Origin of the sequence: Nonomuraea ceibae, from assembly GCF_019396325.1 — a bacterium.
GTDB classification, from domain to species: Bacteria; Actinomycetota; Actinomycetes; order Streptosporangiales; family Streptosporangiaceae; genus Nonomuraea; species Nonomuraea ceibae.
Genome location: NZ_JAHKRO010000073.1, coordinates 1 through 18,325, shown reverse-complemented (window position 1 = coordinate 18,325; position 18,325 = coordinate 1). Strand labels below are relative to the sequence as shown.

The following is an 18,325-nucleotide window of genomic DNA, read 5'->3' as shown; positions in this document are numbered from 1 at the left end:
GCCGATGAGGATCACAGACGTGCGCGCTCGCGTCATCGAGCTGCCCTACCCCCGGCCGTTCGTGCCGTCGTGGGCGCCGGAGGGCGCGCACCGGGCCATGTCGGCCGTCATCGTCGAGGTCGAGACCGACGAGGGCATCGTCGGCGTGTCCGGCGGCGACATGGGCCACGGCACCGGGCCGATGCTGCTGGAGGCGATCCGCGGCTGGATCCGGCCGCAGCTCGTGGGCCTGGACGCCTTCGCCACCACGCACGTCGCCAACCGGCTGCGGTACGTGGCCGAGTACGTCTTCCCGAGGCCGTGGGTCGTCGGCGTCGCCGTGTGGGACGCCGTCGGCAAGGCCTGCGGGCAGCCGCTGTACAAGCTGTGGGGCGGGCACGCGGGAGCCGTCCGCGCCTACGCGAGCTTCGGCGAGGTCCGCACCCCCGAGCAGCGGGTCGAGGACAGCCTCAAGGCCGTCGCCGCAGGGTTCCAGGGCATCAAGCTGCGCGTCCACGCCAGGACCATCGCCGAGGACGTGGCCCAGGTCGCCGCCGTGCGCGAGGCCGTCGGCCCCGGCGTGGCCCTCATGGTCGACGCCAACCAGGCCGCCGCCCGCTGGCGTTACGCCCCCGACGGCACCCGGCTGATCTGGGACTACGACCGGGCGCTCACCACGGCCAGGGAGCTGGCCGGTCTCGGCGTCGCCTGGCTGGAGGAGCCGCTGCCCCGGCACGACTACCGCACGCTGTGCGAGCTGACCGCCGCCTCGCCGATCCCGATCGCGGGCTGCGAGCACAACCGCGGCATCGGCCAGCTCGTGCGCATGCTGGAGGACGGCTGCTTCGACATCTTCCAGCCGGACGCGAATGAGAGCGAGGAGATCGGCGCGCTGCGCGACTTCGGCGCGATGGCCGCCGCCCGGCAGCGCAAGGTGATCCCGCACGCCTGGGCCACCGGCCTCGGCGTGGCCGGCAACCTGCAGCTCTGCGCCTCGCTGCCGAACTGCGACTGGCTGGAGTACCCCTACGATCCGCCGGTGATCGTCCCGGAGGTGTTCCACGCCATGCTGACCGAACCGCTGCTGCCCGATTCCTCCGGTCTCGTAGCCGTTCCGGAAGGACCCGGACTCGGTGTAGAGCTTGATCATGCGGCGATCGAGCCGCTCACCGTCCAGCGGGTCTGAAGGGCTCCCCACCATGGCCGAATCGCGTTCCCCGTTCCGCACCAAGGCGGATCTGGCCGCCGAGCACATCAAGCACCTGATCATGACCGGTGAGGCGCCTCCCGGCACGAAGATCACCACCCGGGTGGTGGCCGAGGCGGTCGGCATCAGCGAGACGCCCGTGCGCGAGGCCATCAAGCAGCTCTGCTCGGAGGAGTGGCTGGTCGAACGCCCGCACGTGGGCGCCGTCGTCGCCGCGTTCACCGTCGAGAACGTGCGCGAGCTCTACAGCGTGCGGGCCGCGCTCACCGCGCTCGCGCTGGAGCTGGACGGCCGCCCGCTGGCCGGCGAGCGGCTGGCCGAGGTCGACGCGGTGCTCGCCGAGTGCGAGATCGCCGTCGGCGCCGGTGACGTGGCCGCGTTCGCCCGGCTCAACCGGCGCTTCCACTCGCTGCTGTGCGACACCGAGAACAGCAAGCTCACCCACCGCATGCTGCAGGGCCTGTGGGCCAGGACGGAGACCGCCCAGCGCGGCTTCCGCCTGGTCCCGTGGCGGCTGCCCGAATCGCACGCCGAGCACGTCGCCATAAGGAACGCCCTGGTGGCCGGCGACATCTCGCTGGCCAGCGAGCTGCAGCACGCGCACGAGATGGCCGCCATGAAGGCGCTGATCGAAGGAATCCAGGAGACACATGGCTGACACACGACGGGCGCTCATCGGGGCCGACTGGCGGGAGGCCGGCGGCACGTTCACCGTGTACGCGCCCGCCACCGGCGAGCCGCTGGCCGAGGTCGCCGACTGCGGCCCGGAGCTGACCGGGCAGGCGATCGACGCCGCCTGCGCCGCGCTGCCGGGCTGGCGGGCCATGCCCGCGCACGAGCGGGCCGACCTCATGCGCGCCGCCGCCCGGGAGCTGGCGGCCCGCGCCGGCGCGATCGGCGCCGTCATGACGGCCGAGCAGGGCAAACCGCTCGCCGAGTCGACCGGCGAGGTGCTGTCCGGCGCCGACCACCTGCTGTGGGCCGCCGAGGAGACCCGCCGCCTCTACGGCGAGACCGTGCCGGGCGCGCACGCCGACAACCGGATCTGGCTGCTGCCCGAGCCCGTGGGCGTGGTCGCCGGCATCACGCCGTGGAACTTCCCCGTCTCGATGATCACCCGCAAGCTCGGCCCGGCGCTCGCCGCGGGCTGCACGGTCGTGCTCAAGCCCGCGGAGCTGACCCCGCTGTCGGCCGTCGCCGTCGCCGAGGCGTTCGTCGCCGCCGGGCTGCCGCCGGGCGTGTTCAACCTGGTCACCACGTCGCGCCCGGCCGCGTTCGGGGCCGCCGTGATGGCCGACCCGCGCGTGCGCAAGGTGTCGTTCACCGGCTCCACCGAGGTCGGCAGGGAGCTGATCAGGCAGAGCGCCCACGACGTCAAGCGGCTCAGCGTCGAGCTGGGCGGGCACGCGCCCGTGCTCGTCTTCCCCGACGCCGACCCGGTGGCCGCCGCGCGGGCCGTGGCCCGCAGCAAGTTCCTCAACGCCGGCCAGGCGTGCACCTCGCCCAACCGGATCTTCGTGCACTCCTCGCTGAGCGCCGCCTTCACCGCCGAGCTCGTCCGGCAGGCCGAGGCCGCCGAGCTGGGCCCGCTCATCGACGAACGGGCCGTCGCCAAGGTGGCCAGGCACGTCGAGGACGCCCTGGCCCACGGCGCGAAGGCGCTGACCGGCGGGGTCCGCCCCGGCGGCGCTGGAACGTTCTACCCGGCGACCGTGCTCGGCGGCGTCACCGAGGACATGCTCGTCTGCCGCGAGGAGACGTTCGGGCCGGTCGCCCCGGTGCTGGAGTTCGACGACTGCGACACGGTCGTCGAACGCGCGAACGCGACCCCGTACGGGCTGACCGCCTATGTGTGGACCAACGACCTGAGCAGGACCGTCCGGGTGGCCGAGGAGCTGCAGTTCGGCATGGTCACCGTCAACGGCGGGCCGCTCGCGCCGCCGCAGGCGCCGTTCGGCGGCGTGAAGAGCAGCGGCTACGGCCGCGAGGGCGGGCACCACGGGGTGGCCGACTACCTGGAGTACAAGTACCTCAGCATCGGGCTGGGGCGATGACGGAGAGCACGATGAACACGAGCCCGCGCGCGGTCGCCGAGCGCGAGATCACCAGCCGGGTCGACCTGTGCCTGCCCGACGGGCGGCTCAACCCCGCCGCCGTCGGCTGGAGCCGCACCCCGCTGCACCGCGCCAACATCCGAGGCTGGGGCCGCACCATGCGCTGGGACTACTGGTGCGTGACCAGTCCCGGCCAGGTGTTCGCGTTCAGCGCCAGCAGCCTCGACTACCTGGCGGGCGAGTCGGCGTTCTTCCTGGACCGCCGCACCGGCGAGCAGGTGACCAGCAAGGGCCTGCTCGTCCCGGCCCGGGGCGTGTCGTTCTCCGCGCGCAGCGGCGAGGGCAGCGTCCGCATCGGCGCGGGTCCGGTGCGGATCAGCGTGGACGAGACCGCCGACGGCACCCGGCTGCGGCTGAAGTCCGCCGAGATGGAGGCCGACCTGCTCGTGCACCGGGTGCCGGGCCGCGAGAGCCTGTCGCTGGTGGTGCCGTGGAGCACCCGCCGCTTCCAGTACACGGTCAAGGACGTGGGCCGCCCCGCCGAGGGCACCGTGCGCGTCAACGGCAGGACGTACGCCTTCGCCGCCGGCGACGCGCTGGCCACGCTCGACCTCGGCCGGGGCCGCTGGCCCGGCGAGATCCTGTGGAACTGGGGCGCCGCCTCGGGCCGCCCCGGAGGCCGGGACGTGGCCGTGCAGCTCGGCGGCAAGTGGACCGACGGCACCGGCAGCGTCGAGAACGCGCTCATCCTCGACGGCCGGGTGCACAAGATCAGCGAGGAGCTGGTCTGGCGCTACGACACCACCGACTGGAACGCGCCGTGGCGCATCACCGGTGACCGGGTGGACCTGGAGTTCGTCCCCGAGCACGTCCGCGAGGCCGACATCAAGCGCGCCCTCTACATGCGCACCCGGGAGGCCCAGGCGTTCGGCCACTACCGGGGCACGGTGGTGGCCGACGACGGCGAGGTCGTGGAGATCTCCGGCCTGTACGGATGGGCCGAAGAGGTCTACCGCCGCTGGTGACGACACCCCCGGCCGAGGGGAGGCCGTGGGCGGGGGGTCAGGTGAGGGTGAGGCGGGCCAGGCGGTTGCGGACGCCGTCGAAGTGGGCGATGACGGCCGTGACCGCCGCCGGCTTGTCGGCCGCCTGGACCGCCACGTAGATGTCGCGGTGGCGGCGGGCGACGTCGGCGGGGGACTCGTCCGGGGCGCCGAGATGGTCGCGCAACTGGTGGTAGACGTCCCAGAACGCGCCGAGGAGCTGGCTGACGACGGGGTTGCCGAGCGGCCGGTAGAGCAGGTCGTGGAAGAGCCGGTCGGTCTCGGGGGAGATGTCGTCCACCAGCGCCTCGGCCTCCATGCGGGCCATGACGTCGGCGACGGCGGTGAGGTCGGCGGCGTCGCCCAGGTCGATGAGCCGCTGGACCAGGCCGACTTCGAGGATCTCGCGGATCTCGATGAGGTTGGCCAGGGCGTTGCGGCCGTTCTGGAGCGTGATGCGGCTGTGGAAGGTCAGCTCGTCGACTAACCCGGCGAGCGACATGCGGCCGACGAACATGCCGAAGCCGTGGCGGATGTCGACGATGCCGACGGCTTGCAGGGCCTTCAGCGCTTCCCTGACCGAGTTGCGGCTGATGCGCAGTTCTTCCATCAGCTCGGATTCGGTGGGCAGGGGGTCGCCCGCCTTGAGCCCGCGCTTGAGGATGAGCTCCTTGACGCCCTCCTGGGCCTCGACGGCACGGCTGAGCCGTGAGCGCGGGGCAGTGGTCATGAAAGATCCCTTCTCTGCGGACTGGTGCGTAACATTCCGGAAACCTCCTGTTGACCGCAACCAGGCCTCGCATCTAGCGTCCACCTTACGCAAAAGATAGGACATGGGATGTCCCACGTTCTACGTTGGGCTACCCCCCGGGAGGCATCCGTGAGCCCTGAGTTCAGCCGCCGCGACTTCTTGCGTTACAGCGGAGCGACAGGGGCGGCCGCGATCATCGCGTCCACTCTGGCCGCCTGCAGCGGAGGCCCGGCTTCGACCGGCTCGGTCGGCGCGGGATCCAACAAAGACCTGATCACCGCCGTCATCGGCTACGGCAACGACCAGAGCTGGGACCCGACGCAGACCGCCTCGGCCTTCGCCATGGCCGGCATCACCCACATCTACGAGGGCCTGCTCGACACCGACCCCATCACCCGCGAGCCGTACCCGGCGCTGGCCACGGCGCTGCCCGACGACCTGAACGCCACCACGTGGAAGTTCACGCTGCGCGAGGGCGCCAAGTGGCACGACGGGCAGCCGGTCACCGCCGACGACGTGGTGTTCACCTTCGAGCGGGTGCTCGACCCCGAGGCCAACGTGCTCGTCGGCAACTTCTTCCGCTCCTGGCTGGAGGAGGTCAAGAAGGTCGACGACCGCACGGTGGAGCTCGTCTTCAAGTTCGCCTTCCCGGACGCGGCGCCCCGGCTCACCATCGCCAAGATCATGCCGAAGCACGTCTTCTCCCAGCCGGGAGCGTGGGACCAGGCCAAGAGCGGCAAGGCCGTCGGCTCGGGCCCGTACCGGATGACCGCGCACAACCCCAAGTCCAACACCTCGTTCGAGGCGTTCGACGGCTATAACGGGCCCCGGCCCGCGACGGTCAAGCAGATGAACTGGCTGACGATCGTCGACGCGGCCGCCCGGGTCGCGAAGATCTCCGGCGGATCGGCGGAGGCGCAGATCGCCGACAACATCCCGTACGCCAACGTCGACCAGCTCAAGCAGCAGGGGCTGACGGTCGAGGGCGGCGCGGGCATGAACCACATGTTCCTGATGTTCAACACGGGCACCAAGCCGTTCGACGACGTGCGCGTACGGCAGGCGCTGCACTACGCGATCGACAAGAAGAAGATGATCGACGTGGCGCTCAAGGGCCACGGCACCGCCTCCAGCTCCTTCCTCAACGAGGGGCACCCCGACCACAAGCGGGCCGCGGTCGTCTACGACTACGACCCGGACAAGGCCAAGGCGCTGCTGAAGGAGGCCGGGGTCAGCAACCTGACGGTCAACCTCATGGCCGTCAACGTGAGCTGGATCGCCGACTGCCTGCCGACCATCGCCGCCTCGTGGGAGGCGATCGGCGTCAAGACGACGCTGGAGCCGCAGGACACGGCGGCGCTGTTCACCAAGATGGACCAGTTCCAGGACTACCAGGTGGTCGCGGCGGCCTCCAACCCCAACCAGTTCGGCATGGACGCCGACCTGATCCTGCGTTACAACTTCGTCGAGGGCGGGCTGTGGATGAAGTACGCCCACTTCGACGGCAGCAAGGACGCCAAGGCCCTGTTCGCGATGATGGACGAGGCCACCAAGGAGCCGGACAAGGCAGCCAAGGCCGCCAAGGTCCAGAAATATCTGGACGTCATCGCCGAGCAGGCCGTCCTCTACCCCGTCGTCCACACCGAGCTGATGACCGCCTGGGACCCCAAGAAGGTCTCCGGCGTCCGGGCGCAGGCATACCCCGGCATCAACCTGCTCCAGGCCAAGCGCACCTGAGCCGCCATGATCCTGATCGCCAGAATGCTCGCGCGGCGGGTGCTGATCCTGGTCCCGCTGGTGCTCGGCGTCGTCGCGTTCGTGTTCATCGTGATGCGCTTCTCCAACAGCAAGCCGGAGTACGCCTACTTCCAGGGCGCGAACCCGACCGCCGAGCAGATCCGCCAGTTCCAGCTGGAGAACGGCCTGCTGGACCCGCTGCCGCTGCGATACGTCCGATTCGTCGGCGACCTGCTGCAAGGGGACATGGGCACCAGCGTGCTCACCAAGAAGCCGGTGATCGAGTCGATCGCCACGGCGCTGCCGCTGACGCTCCAGCTCACGTTCCTGGGCCTGGCGGTCGGGATCGTGCTGTCGCTGGTGTTCGGCGTCGCCGGCGCGCTGTTCCGCGACCGCTGGCCGGACCAGGTGATCCGCATGGTGTCGCTGGTCGGCGTGGCGGCCCCGTCGTTCTGGCTGGCGCTGCTCATGATCCAGTGGCTGGCGGTGGGCGAGGGCCTGTTCCCGACAGGCGGCTACATCAACCCGGCCGACTCCTTCGGCGGCTGGCTGCGCTCGATGACGCTGCCCGCCCTGTCACTGTCGCTGCCGATCGCCGCCCAGCTCATCCGCATCATCCGCACCTCGATGGTGGAGGAGCTGGACCGCGACTACGTCCGCACCGCGATCGGCAGCGGCCTGCCGCCGATCGTCGTCGTCGGCCGCAACGTGCTGCGCAACGCGCTCATCAACCCGCTGACCGTGCTCGGCCTGCGCATCGGCTACCTGATCGGCGGCACCGTCGTCATCGAGACGATCTACGGGCTGCCCGGCATGGGCCAGCTCATGATCAACGCGGTGCGTGACGGCGACCCCGCCGTGGTGCAGGGCGTGGTGCTGACCATCGCGGTCGGCTTCATGGTCGTCAACCTCGTGGTCGACGTCCTCTACCTGCTGGTCAACCCCCGGCTCAGGAGTGCCGCATGAGACGAGGACTGGCGGAACGCCTGTCGAGGCCGGGCGTGGGATTCAGGAGGCTGCCGCCGCTGTCGTGGCTGGCCGTCGGCATCGTGGTCGTCGTCGTGCTGGCGGCGCTGTTCGCGCCGCTTCTCGCCCCGTACTCGCCGTACTTCCAGGCCACCACCGGCGGCGGCCCGTCGGCCGAGCACTGGATGGGGCTCGACAGCGCCAACCGCGACATCCTGTCCAGACTGCTGTACGGGGCCCGCTGGTCGCTGATCATCGGCCTGGGCGCGACCGGCCTGGCGCTGGTCGCCGGGGCCGTGATCGGCGCGGTCGCGGCCACCTCCCGCCGGGCCGTCGACGAGACCATCATGCGGCTGCTCGACGTCATCATGGCCTTCCCCGGCATCGCGCTGGCCGCGGTGCTGGTGGCGGTGTTCGGCGGCAGCATCCCGGTGCTGGTCATGGCCATGGCGTTCCTCTACATGCCGTCCGTGGCCCGGGTCGTGCGCGCCAACGTGCTGGCCCAGTACGGCGAGGACTACGTCGCCGCCGAACGCATCATCGGCGCGCGCACCCCGCACATCATCATCAAGCACGTCGCGATCAACTGCGCCGCCCCGGTACTGGTCTTCTGCACGGTGATGGTGGCCGACGCGATCGTGTTCGAGGCGTCGCTGTCGTTCATCGGCGCCGGCGTGCGCCCGCCCGACCCGTCGTGGGGCAGCGTCATCGCCGACGGCAAGAACCTGGTGCTGCTCGGCGGCTGGTGGGCCACGGTCTTCCCCGGCCTGCTCATCCTGATCACCGTGCTGGCGCTGAACATCCTGTCCGAAGGCATCTCCGACGCCTGGGCCGCCCCGGCCGCCCGCAAGAGCGCCGTCCGCAAGGACGACGACGCCTTCGAGCAGGCCCGGCCCGGCTCCGGCGAGATCGTCGAACTGCCCGGCCTGGCCGAGGCCGCGCGCCGGCTCGCCGAACGGGCCCGCCCGCTGCCGGCCGGCCCGCCGATCCTGTCGGTCACCGACCTGCGCATCGGCTTCGACGCCGGGGTGGACATCGTCGACGGCATCTCCTTCGATGTGCGGCCCGGCGAGGTCCTGGGCCTGGTCGGCGAGTCGGGCTGCGGCAAGTCGCTGACGGCGCTGACCGTCATGGGCCTGCAACCGGCGAACGCCCGCGTCAGCGGCGAGATCGTCTTCGACGGGCAGCACCTGCTGACGATGCCGCGCAAGGCGCGCAGGAAGCTGCTCGGCCACGACATGGCGATGATCTACCAGGACGCGCTCTCCTCGCTGAACCCGGCCATGACCATCAAGGCCCAGCTCAAGCAGGTCTGCCGGCGCGGCGGCCGGCGCACCCCCGCCGAGCTGCTGGAACTCGTCGGCCTGGACGCGCGCCGCACGCTGACGTCCTACCCGCACGAGCTGTCCGGCGGGCAGCGGCAGCGGGTGCTGATCGCGATGGCGCTGTCGCGCGAGCCCAAGCTGATCGTCGCCGACGAGCCCACCACCGCGCTCGACGTGACCGTCCAGGCGCAGGTCATCGAGCTGCTGCTGAAGCTGCGCGAGGAGCTCGGGTTCGCGCTCATCCTCGTCTCCCACGACCTGGCGCTGGTCGCCGACGTCACCGACCGGGTGGTCGTCATGTACGGCGGCCAGATCGTGGAGACCGGCGTCACCGCCGAACTCGTCGGAGCGCCGGCCCACCACTACGCCCGCGGACTCCTCGGCTCGGTGCTGTCGCTGGAGTCGGGGGCCGAACGGCTCACGCAGATCCGCGGCGTGGTGCCCTCGCCCGCCGACTTCCCGGCGGGCTGCCGGTTCGCCGACCGGTGCCCGATGGCCTCCGAGGTGTGCCGTACGGACGCGCCCGTGCTGACGGGCGACGACCGCAGGCACACGGTGGCCTGCCATCACCCGGCCGTGGTCCTCACCGGAAGCCAGCAGGGGAGCGAGCAGCATGCTTGAGCTGAAGGACGTGCACGTCGTGCACAAGGCGCGCTCGGGCGGCCTGTTCTCGCGCGACCGGGTCCACGCCCTCACCGGCGCGGACCTCGTGGTCGGCGCGGGCGAGACCGTCGGCGTCGTGGGCGAGTCCGGCTGCGGCAAGTCCACGCTGGCCAAGGTGCTGGTCGGGCTGCAACGGCCGACCTCCGGGACGGTGTCGTTCCGGGGCCGCGACCTGTGGGGGCTGAAGGAGTCCGAACGCCGCTCGCTCATCGGCACCGGCGTCGGCATGGTCTTCCAGGACCCGTCCACCGCGCTGAACCGGCGGCTGCCGGTCCGCCAGGTGCTGCGCGACCCGCTCAACGTGCACCGGCGCGGCACTCCGGCCCAGCGTGACGCCCGCGTGCGCGAGCTGCTGCAGCTCGTCGGGCTGCCCTCAGGCGCCGCCGACGCGCTGCCCAGCCAGCTCTCCGGCGGGCAGCGGCAGCGGGTGGCCGTCGCCCGCGCGCTCGCCCTGGAGCCGGAGCTGATCGTCGCCGACGAGCCGACCAGCGCGCTCGACGTGTCGGTGCGGGCGCAGATCCTCAACCTGCTGCTCGACCTGAAGGAGCGGCTGGGGCTGGCCCTGGTGTTCGTCTCGCACGACATCCAGACGGTCCGCCGGATGAGCGACCGCGTCGTCACCATGTACCTGGGCCGCATCGTCGAGCAGACGCCCGCCGAGGCGCTCCCGCTCGGCGCGCGGCACCCGTACACCCGGGCCCTGTTCTCGGCCACGCCGGGCCTGATCTCACCGATCAACCCGATCCCGCTGGTCGGCGCGGTGCCGTCGGCGACCAGGCCGCCGAGCGGCTGCCCGTTCCGGACCCGCTGCTGGCGGGCCGACGACGCGTGCGCGGCCGCCTGGCCGGCCGCCGTCACCGACGCCGACCACCTCTACCACTGCCACCACCCGGTGGCGGCCGGCGCCACCGACCTCGAACTGATTCAGGAGCGTGTATGACCCCCCTCACCGGAGTGATTCCCCCGGTTTGCACACCGTTGACCCCTGGGGGTGAGGTGGACGCCCGGTCGCTGACGCGGCTGGTGGACCATCTGCTGGAGGGCGGCGTGGACGCGCTGTTCGTGCTGGGGTCGTCCTCCGAGGTGGCCTACCTGACCGACGCGCAGCGCCGGGTGGTGCTCGACACGGTGATCGGGCACGTGGGCGGCCAGGTGCCGGTGCTGGCCGGGGTGATCGACATGACCACGCCCCGGGTGCTGGAGCACGCCGCCGTCGCGGCGGCGGCCGGGGCGTCCGGGCTGGTGGCGACGGCGCCGTTCTACACGCGCACCCATCCGGTGGAGATCGCCACGCACTTCCGCACGCTCGCGGCACGCGGCGGGCTGCCGGTGTACGCCTACGACCTGCCCGTGTCGGTGCACACCAAGCTGAGCGCCGAGCTGCTGCTGGAGCTGGCCGCCGACGGGTCGCTGGCCGGGGTGAAGGACTCCAGCGGCGACGACGGCGGGCTGCGGCGGCTGATCCTCGGCAGGCGGCCGCCGTTCAGCGTGCTCACCGGGTCGGAGCTGACCGTGGACAGCGCGCTGTGGATGGGCGCCGACGGCGTGGTGCCGGGCCTGGGCAACGTGGACCCGCACGGCTACGTGAACCTGGTCCGCGCGGCCGGGCAGGGCGACTGGGAGGCGGCCAGGCGGGAGCAGGAGCGCCTGGTCAGGCTGTTCGAGATCGTCCAGGTGGGCGGCTCGCGGATGGGCGGCAGCTCGGCGGGGCTGGGCGCGTTCAAGGCGGCCCTGCACCTGCGCGGCATCATCGACCACCCGGCCACGGCGGTCCCGCAGGTGCCGCTGAACGAGGACGAGACCGGCCGGATCGGCAAGCACCTGGCGGCGGCCGGTCTGCTGTAGGGGCTATCTGCTGACGCCGTCGCCCTGCCCGGTCAGCAGGCGCAGGTCGTCGCGGCGGGGCAGGCTCTCCCAGTCGCCCTGCGAGGTGACGGCGAACGCGCCGGCGGCGCACGCCATGTCGAGCCGCCGGTCCGGCGGGGCGTCGTCGAGCAGTCCCGCCAGCCATCCGGCGGCGAACCCGTCGCCGGCGCCGACCGGGTCGACCTCGGTGACCCGGTACGGCTCGGCCCGGCGCAGCACGCCGCCGGACAGCTCCAGCGCCCCGCGCGCGCCGAGCTTGACGAGCACGTGCGCGGGGCCGAGCGCGGCCAGCGCCCAGGCGAGCTCCTCGGGGCCGCCCGCCGTGTCGGGGCCGGTGACGAGGCGGCCCTCGGCCTCGGTGGCGAACAGCACGTCCACGTCGCCGACGGTCTCGCGCAGCCAGGCGCCTGCCTCCTGCGGGGTCCACAGCGCGCGGCGGTAGTTGACGTCCAGCGACACCGTCACCCCGGCGTCCCGCGCCAGCTTGACGGCATGGCGTACGGCCTCGCGGGCGGTCGCGGACAGGGCGGGGGTGATCGCGGAGACGTGCAGCACCCGGGCGGCCCGGACGAGCGACGGGTCGAGGTCGTCGGGGGAGAGGCGGGACCCGGCGCTGCCGGTCCGGTAGTAGCTGACGTCGATGTGGTCGGCCGTGCGCCTGCCCTTGATCATCAACCCGGTCGGCGCGCCGGGGTCGGGGACGGCGCGCACGTCGACGCCCTCACCGGCCAGCGTCGAGCGGATCAGGTCGCCGAACTCGTCGGCGCCGACGCGCCCGATCCAGCAGGCCGGATGGCCCAGCCGCGCCACGCCGATCGCCACGTTGGACTCCGCCCCGCCCAGTCCCAGGTCGAAGTCCCGGGCGAAGCGCAGCGGCCCCGTGCGGCGGGCCGCGAACAGCGCCATGGTCTCGCCGAAGGTCACCAGTCCGGTCATCGCGTGGAGCCCAGCTTTCTCGAGATGCGCGCCGCCGCCCCCGCCACCAGCGGCCCCAGCTCGCGCACCCGCGCGGCGGTGATCCGCGAGGTGAGGCCGGAGACGGAGATGGCGGCGGTGACGGCGTCGTGGTGGTTGAAGATCGGCGCGCCGACGCAGCGCACCTCTGGTTCGTTCTCCCGATCGTCGACGGAGTAACCGCGCCTGCGCACGTTCGCCAGCTCGGCGCGCAGCCGGGCCGGGTCGGTGATCGTGTGCGGGGTGGCCTCGGGCAGGCCGGCGGCGACGACCTCCTCGACGGTCTCCTCGGGCTGCCAGGCCAGGATCGCCTTGCCGACGGCGGTGGAGTGGAGCGGGCCGCGGCTGCCGATGCGGGAGGCCATGCGGACGTTGGCCTGGTTCTCCACCTTGTCGATGTAGACGACGTGCGGCGGGTCGTAGACGACCAGGTGGACGGTCTCGCGCACCTCGCTCATGAGCCGGTGGGATTCCTCGGCGGCGACGGCGCGCAGGTCGAGCGACGACAGGTAGGACTGGCCGAGCCGGAGTGAGCCGTGGCCGAGCCGGTAGGCGCCGGTCTTCCTGTCGCGCTCCAGCAGGCGGGCGTCGACGAGCGGCGCGGCCAGCCGCAGCACGGTGCTCTTGGGCAGGCCGACGGCCTCGGCGAGCTGGGTCAGCGTGAGCCCGCTGTGGTCACGCACGTGCTCCAGCACCACCAGGGCGCGTCTGAGCGAGGCGGACTGGTTGCGTTCGGGCACACGCGCCAGCCTACGACAGGTTTCGGTTTTGCAACACAGCGTTGTGCAATGCAGAACAACTCCGACAGTCACTTCCCAGCTACCCGCCGCCTTCCTACTGTCACGGCGAGGAGGTAATAGTGAGGTTTCTTTACTGTGCTGCCGCCCTCGTGGTGCTGACGGCCTGCGCGCCGTCCACGGCGCCGGCGACCGGCGGCGGCGACGAGAAGACCGGAACCCTGCGCGTGTGGCTGTTCGACGAGCCGAACCGCGCCCCCAAGGACAAGGTCGTCCAGGAGGCGGTCAAGGAGTTCACCGCCGCCCATGACGGCGTCCAGGTCGAGATCACCTACATCCCCACCACGCCCGCCCGGCACGAGAAGTTCAAGGGCGCCTTCAACGACCCCGCCAGCGCGCCCGACGTGGCCGAGTACGGCAACACCGACCTGGCCGAGTACGCCGCCGCCGGCGGCTTCACCGACCTGACCGCCGACCTGCAGGGCCAGGACATGACCGCCGAGCTGCTCCAGTCGGCGTCGGTCGACGGCAAGCAGTACGGGCTGCCGTGGTTCATCGGCATCCGCTCCCTCTACTACCGCACCGACGTCTTCAGCGAGCTCGGCCTCCAGCCGCCCACCTCCATCGAGGAGCTCACGGCCGCCGCCCGCACCGTCCGCAAGAAGAAGCCCGAGCTGTACGGCATCGCGGTCGGCGGTGAGTACACCTTCGGCGCCCTCCCGTTCGTGTGGGCCGCGGGCGGCGACATCACCAGCCTCGACGGCCCCGAAGCGCGCAAGGGCGTCAAGGCGTACACCGACCTGCTGTCCGACGACGTCTGCCCGCCGCAGGCGTGCGCCTCGCTCACCGGCGGCAAGACCGTCGAGCTGTTCGCCAGCGGCAAGGCCGCGATGGGCATCCTCGGCAACTTCAACCGCTCGGCCGTCGACGCGGGCGCCGCCGCCAGCAAGTACGCGGTCGTGCCGCTGCCCGGCTTCGACAAGGGCTCGCTCGCGCCCGCGTTCGCCGGCGGCAACAACCTCGGCGTGCTCAAGAACGCCAAGCACCGCTCGCTGGCCGTCGACTTCGTCAAGCTCCTGGGCGGCAAGGCGTACCAGGTCAAGATGTACGAGGCGATGGGCAACCTGCCGACGCTGACCTCGGCCCGTACCGAGGTGGCGGGCAAGGAGCCGTTCCTCAAGCCGTTCCTGGACACGGTCGCGGCGGGGACGAAGTTCGTGCCCATCGACCCGGCCTGGGTGAAGATCGACAACGGCAAGGTCATCCCGACGATGCTGCAGAAGGTCGCGACAAGCCAGTCCAGCGTGGACGAGGCGACCACCGAGGCCGCCACCGCGGTCAAGGCAGCGTTCGGCCGCTCGTGAGGCGCGCACGGCCCTGGCTCTACCTGCTGCCCGCCGCGGCGGTGCTCGTCCCGCTGTTCGGCTACCCCGTCTACATGCTGGGGCTGCTGTCGGTGTTCGACTACCGCCAGGCCCAGGTCAGCGGCGGGCAGCCGACCACGTTCGTCGGGGCCGGGAACTACGCGGACGTGCTCGGCGACCCCCGGTTCTGGCAGGTGCTGCTGCAGACCGTGGGGTTCGCCGCGGCGCTCGTCGTCGCCACGCTGGCGGTGGGCGCGGCGCTCGCCGTGCTGCTCACCCGCGTCTCGCCGATCCCCCGGGCGGCGCTGTCGCTGGCGGCGCTCGGGGCGTGGGCGGCCCCGGCGATGACCGGGTCCACGGTGTGGATGTTCCTGTTCGACGCCGACCTCGGGCTGGTCAACCAGACGCTCGGCATCGAAGGGTTCAACTGGTTCTACGACAAGTGGGTGACGTTCGGCGTCGTCGGCGCCACCGTCGTGTGGCACTCCTTCCCGCTGGTCATGCTGACCCTCTACGCGGGCATCCAGGCCATCCCCGGCTCGGTGCTGGAGGCGGCCTCGCTCGACGGGGCCTCGGCGTGGCACGCGTTCTGGCGGGTGATGGTGCCGATGCTGCGGCCCCTCATCACCATCGTGGTCATCCAGTCGATCATCTGGGACTTCAAGATCTTCACTCAGATCTACGTGATGACCAACGGCGGCGGCATCGCCGGGCAGAACTCGGTGCTCAACGTCTACGCCTACCAGACCGCCTTCGGGTCGTCGGAGTACGGGCTCGGCTCGGCGATCGGCGTGATCATGACGCTGATCCTGCTGGTGATCACCCTGTTCTACATCCGCGCGCTCTATCGCACGGGGGAGAGGCTGTAGATGCGACACGTGGCCAACACCGTGGCGCTGGTCGTGGCGTTCCTGACGGCGTTCCCGCTCTACTGGATGGTCGTCTCGGCGCTCAAGCCCGCCGGGGAGATCCAGTCGCTCGACGTCAAGCCGTGGACGCTCAACCCGACCCTCGAGCACTTCACCCGGGTGATCACCGGGGAGGGGTTCGGCCGCTACTTCGTCAACAGCGCCATCGTCGCGCTCTCGGTCGTCGTGCTGTCGGCGCTCGTGGCGTTCCTGGCGGCCGTGGCCGTGACCCGGTTCCACTTCCGGTTCCGGACCACGGTGCTGATCATGTTCCTGATCGCCCAGATGGTGCCCGTCGAGGCGCTGACGATCCCGCTGTTCTTCGTCGTGCGGGACCTGGGGCTGCTCAACACGCTGGGCTCGCTGGTGCTGGTGCACCTGGCGTTCTCGCTGCCGTTCGCGATCTGGATGATGCGCGGGTTCGTCGCCGCCGTGCCGGAGGCGCTGGAGGAGGCGGCGATGATCGACGGGGCCGGGCGCGCCACGATCCTGTGGCGGGTGCTGTTCCCGCTGGTCGCGCCCGGGCTGGTGGCGACCAGCGTGTTCTCCTTCATCACCGCCTGGAACGACTTCATCTTCGCCAGGACGTTCATCATCTCGGCCAAGGACAGCCAGACCCTGCCCGCCGCGCTGCTCGTCTTCTTCAAGCCGGACGAGAACGACTGGGGCGGGATCATGGCGGCCTCGACGCTGATGACGATCCCGGTGCTGATCTTCTTCGTGGGGGTGCAGCGGAAGCTGGTGTCAGGACTTGGAGGGGCCATCAAAGACTGAGATTTCATGCTTGTCGCCGGGGGCCAGGAACTCCAGCAGCCGCAACCCCTCCTCGGCCACCGCGTCCAGGTCCTTGATCGGCGTCCACTGGTGGACACCCAGCGTGGACACCTTCCCGGCCCTGGTCACCGTCCAGTCCCCGGCGGTGACGCCGTCGACCAGGATGACCCGGGGCATCACGTTCGTGCCCATGAAACCGCCCAGCGCGGCGAACCCCGCCTCCGTGATGACCCGGGACCGGTCGGCATGCGACAGGAACAGGTTGTCGAAGTCGTACATCAACCGCACCGGCGCCGGAACCTCCGGCGACGGGCGTTCGGCGTCCGGCAGGTCGTACAGGGTCCGGCCCTGCTCGTCGCGGAACCGTACGAGATCCATCGACTCCACCACCTCGCCCAGCCGGGTCAGGCCCGACCACGTCTGCGCGTCCATCACCGTCGCCGGGCCGAACGCCCGCAGATAGCGCGTGACCAGCTCGGCGGGCGTCATCGCCGGCGCATCGAAGCCGAGCCACGACTCCGCGCTCGTGTGCGCGATCGGGCCGCTCCTGCCCCACAGGCCGCGCGGCGGCACCTGCACCAGCGGCACCAGCCAGCGCACCACCTGGCTCAGCGCGTGCGGATCCTCACCCGGCCACCGCTCCGCCAGCGCCCTGCCCAGTGCCGCGAACGTCATCGGCTCCGCCTCCACCAGCTCCCGCCCGTACGCGGCCAGCTCGGCCAGGTCCACGTCGCCGAGCTTCCTGACGAACGTCGACCTGGTCATCCGCTCGGTCACCACCTGGAGCAGCGGCCGCATCGCCAGGCAGTCGCGGGCCGTCACCAGGTGGATCGTCGAACGCTGCAACGCCAGCCGGACCAGCGCGCGCGACTCCAGCAACGCCGACGCCTCCGCCGCCCGGAACCCCTCGATGCGGTTCCACAGGCCGGTGTACCAGGTGTGCGGCGTCTGCGCCTGCAAACCGCCCACCCGCTCCACGACGTCCGTCACCGGCAGCTCGGCGCGGGACAGGAGAAGCTGGCGGTCGAGGGTGGCCCGGTTGAGCGCCCTGCTGGTGAGGAGAGGGTTCATGCGCACCACGGTAGGGGCTATCGCGGCAGGTCCCGTGCCGCGATAGCCCCAGCGGAACCGGCGGGAGACGCCGGGCTGTGGTCTGCCCTCCCCAACGGGAGTATGCGCCCGAACCCGACCGGCTTCCAGGCTCCCCGGCAACCTGGAAAAGTAGGACCGGTGCTGACATTCCAGGTCCTGGGACCGCTCGCCGCCCGCCTCGGCGGCGAGCCGGTCGCGCTGGGCAGGCCCCGGCAGCGCTCGGTGCTCGGCCGCCTGCTCGCGGCGGGCGGCCAGGTGGTGCCGGTCGAACGGCTCATCGACGACCTCTACGCCGAGGAGGCGCCGCCCAGGGCGCTCGCCGCCGTCCAGTCGTACGTGTCCAACCTGCGCCGGGCCCTCGAACCCGGCCGCCCGCCCCGCTCCCCGGCCCAGGTGCTCGTCACCCAGCCGCCCGGCTACGCGCTGCGGCTCCCCGCCGAAGCGGTCGACGCCTGGCGGTTCGAAGCCCTCGTCGGCGACCCGGAGGCCGGGCCAGAACCGCTCGCCGAGGCGCTCGCCCTGTGGCACGGGCCCGCCTACCAGGAGTTCGCGGGCTCCCACTGGGCCGACGCGGAGGCCGCCCGGCTGGAGGAGCTGCGGCTGACCGCCAGGGAACGGCACGCCGGCGCCGTCCTCCGGCTCGGCGGGGCGGCCCGCGTCATCCCCGACCTGGAACGGCTGGCCGGCGAGCACCCGCTGCGCGAAGGCGCCTGGGCGCTGCTGGCCCGGGCCCTCTACCGGTGCGGCCGCCAGGGCGACGCCCTCGGCGCGATCCGCCGCGCCCGCGCCGTCCTGGCCGACGAACTCGGCGTCGACCCCGGGCCCGAACTGCGGCGCCTCGAACAGGACATCCTCGCCCAAGCCCCCCACCTCAGCGACCCCGCCCCGCCTCCCGCCCGCCCCTC

The 18,325-nt window shown here is 71.7% G+C and carries 17 protein-coding genes; 13 read left to right on the top strand and 4 right to left on the bottom strand.

Annotated features, from left to right (window positions below):
• The first annotated feature begins 4 nt into the window (after positions 1-4).
• Genes KME80_RS33440 through KME80_RS33425 form a run of 4 tightly spaced genes read left to right on the top strand, consistent with a single transcriptional unit; the run spans position 5 to position 4,265 of the window.
• A complete protein-coding gene (locus tag KME80_RS33440) occupies positions 5-1,165 on the top strand; it encodes a mandelate racemase/muconate lactonizing enzyme family protein (RefSeq protein WP_219510554.1) in 1,161 nt (386 codons plus the stop codon).
• 13 nt (positions 1,166-1,178) lie between these two features.
• Entirely contained in the window at positions 1,179-1,844 is a 666-nt protein-coding gene (locus tag KME80_RS33435; RefSeq protein WP_219510553.1) for a GntR family transcriptional regulator, read from the top strand.
• Positions 1,837-3,240: an NAD-dependent succinate-semialdehyde dehydrogenase gene (locus tag KME80_RS33430; RefSeq protein ID WP_219510552.1), complete on the top strand. Its 1,404-nt coding sequence runs from the start codon at positions 1,837-1,839 to the stop codon at positions 3,238-3,240. The genes KME80_RS33435 and KME80_RS33430 overlap by 8 nt, the downstream gene beginning before the upstream one ends.
• Positions 3,241-3,251: 11 nt before the next feature.
• Positions 3,252-4,265, top strand: coding sequence for a DUF2804 domain-containing protein (locus KME80_RS33425; RefSeq protein ID WP_246646195.1), 1,014 nt, complete (start codon positions 3,252-3,254; stop codon positions 4,263-4,265).
• Between the two features lie 37 nt (positions 4,266-4,302).
• On the opposite strand, the gene KME80_RS33420 is transcribed toward KME80_RS33425, so the two are convergent.
• The gene (locus KME80_RS33420) at positions 4,303-5,013 is read right to left on the bottom strand and encodes a FadR/GntR family transcriptional regulator (RefSeq protein ID WP_219510550.1); all 711 of its coding nucleotides are present in this window, start codon (positions 5,011-5,013) and stop codon (positions 4,303-4,305) included.
• A gap of 150 nt (positions 5,014-5,163) precedes the next feature.
• Between KME80_RS33420 and KME80_RS33415 the strand changes: the two genes are divergently transcribed.
• Genes KME80_RS33415 through KME80_RS33395 form a run of 5 tightly spaced genes read left to right on the top strand, consistent with a single transcriptional unit; the run spans position 5,164 to position 11,570 of the window.
• Complete coding sequence (locus KME80_RS33415; RefSeq protein ID WP_219510549.1) at positions 5,164-6,771, top strand: ABC transporter substrate-binding protein; 1,608 nt, start codon at positions 5,164-5,166, stop codon at positions 6,769-6,771.
• 6 nt (positions 6,772-6,777) lie between these two features.
• Positions 6,778-7,737: an ABC transporter permease gene (locus KME80_RS33410; protein ID WP_219510548.1), complete on the top strand. Its 960-nt coding sequence runs from the start codon at positions 6,778-6,780 to the stop codon at positions 7,735-7,737.
• Positions 7,734-9,683 (top strand): dipeptide/oligopeptide/nickel ABC transporter permease/ATP-binding protein, encoded by a 1,950-nt coding sequence (locus KME80_RS33405; RefSeq protein WP_219510547.1) that lies wholly within the window; start codon positions 7,734-7,736, stop codon positions 9,681-9,683. Before KME80_RS33410 ends, KME80_RS33405 begins: the two co-directional genes overlap by 4 nt.
• The gene (locus KME80_RS33400) at positions 9,676-10,665 is read left to right on the top strand and encodes an oligopeptide/dipeptide ABC transporter ATP-binding protein (RefSeq protein WP_219510546.1); all 990 of its coding nucleotides are present in this window, start codon (positions 9,676-9,678) and stop codon (positions 10,663-10,665) included. Before KME80_RS33405 ends, KME80_RS33400 begins: the two co-directional genes overlap by 8 nt.
• Positions 10,662-11,570, top strand: coding sequence for a dihydrodipicolinate synthase family protein (locus KME80_RS33395; protein WP_219510545.1), 909 nt, complete (start codon positions 10,662-10,664; stop codon positions 11,568-11,570). Before KME80_RS33400 ends, KME80_RS33395 begins: the two co-directional genes overlap by 4 nt.
• A 3-nt stretch (positions 11,571-11,573) precedes the next feature.
• On the opposite strand, the gene KME80_RS33390 is transcribed toward KME80_RS33395, so the two are convergent.
• Both KME80_RS33390 and KME80_RS33385 read right to left on the bottom strand, forming a co-directional pair.
• The gene (locus tag KME80_RS33390) at positions 11,574-12,527 is read right to left on the bottom strand and encodes a sugar kinase (RefSeq protein WP_219510544.1); all 954 of its coding nucleotides are present in this window, start codon (positions 12,525-12,527) and stop codon (positions 11,574-11,576) included.
• Positions 12,524-13,285, bottom strand: a complete 762-nt coding sequence (locus tag KME80_RS33385) for an IclR family transcriptional regulator (RefSeq protein ID WP_308126028.1) — start codon at positions 13,283-13,285, stop codon at positions 12,524-12,526. The genes KME80_RS33390 and KME80_RS33385 overlap by 4 nt, the downstream gene beginning before the upstream one ends.
• A 119-nt stretch (positions 13,286-13,404) precedes the next feature.
• On the opposite strand from KME80_RS33385, the gene KME80_RS33380 reads away from it, so the two are divergent.
• The 3 genes from KME80_RS33380 to KME80_RS33370 are packed head-to-tail and all read left to right on the top strand — an operon-like array spanning position 13,405 to position 16,328.
• Positions 13,405-14,646, top strand: a complete 1,242-nt coding sequence (locus KME80_RS33380) for an extracellular solute-binding protein (RefSeq protein WP_308126027.1) — start codon at positions 13,405-13,407, stop codon at positions 14,644-14,646.
• Positions 14,643-15,515, top strand: coding sequence for a carbohydrate ABC transporter permease (locus KME80_RS33375; RefSeq protein ID WP_219510543.1), 873 nt, complete (start codon positions 14,643-14,645; stop codon positions 15,513-15,515). Before KME80_RS33380 ends, KME80_RS33375 begins: the two co-directional genes overlap by 4 nt.
• On the top strand, positions 15,516-16,328 hold the full coding sequence (locus KME80_RS33370; RefSeq protein ID WP_219510542.1) for a carbohydrate ABC transporter permease: 813 nt from the start codon (positions 15,516-15,518) through the stop codon (positions 16,326-16,328). It abuts the gene before it with no gap.
• On the opposite strand, the gene KME80_RS33365 is transcribed toward KME80_RS33370, so the two are convergent.
• Positions 16,299-17,399 (bottom strand): winged helix DNA-binding domain-containing protein, encoded by a 1,101-nt coding sequence (locus tag KME80_RS33365; protein ID WP_219510541.1) that lies wholly within the window; start codon positions 17,397-17,399, stop codon positions 16,299-16,301. The two genes, KME80_RS33370 and KME80_RS33365, sit on opposite strands and share 30 nt — an antisense overlap.
• Before the next feature lie 159 nt (positions 17,400-17,558).
• On the opposite strand from KME80_RS33365, the gene KME80_RS33360 reads away from it, so the two are divergent.
• Positions 17,559-18,325, top strand: a 767-nt coding sequence (locus tag KME80_RS33360) for an AfsR/SARP family transcriptional regulator (protein ID WP_308126026.1), incomplete at its 3' end; no start/stop codon positions are given.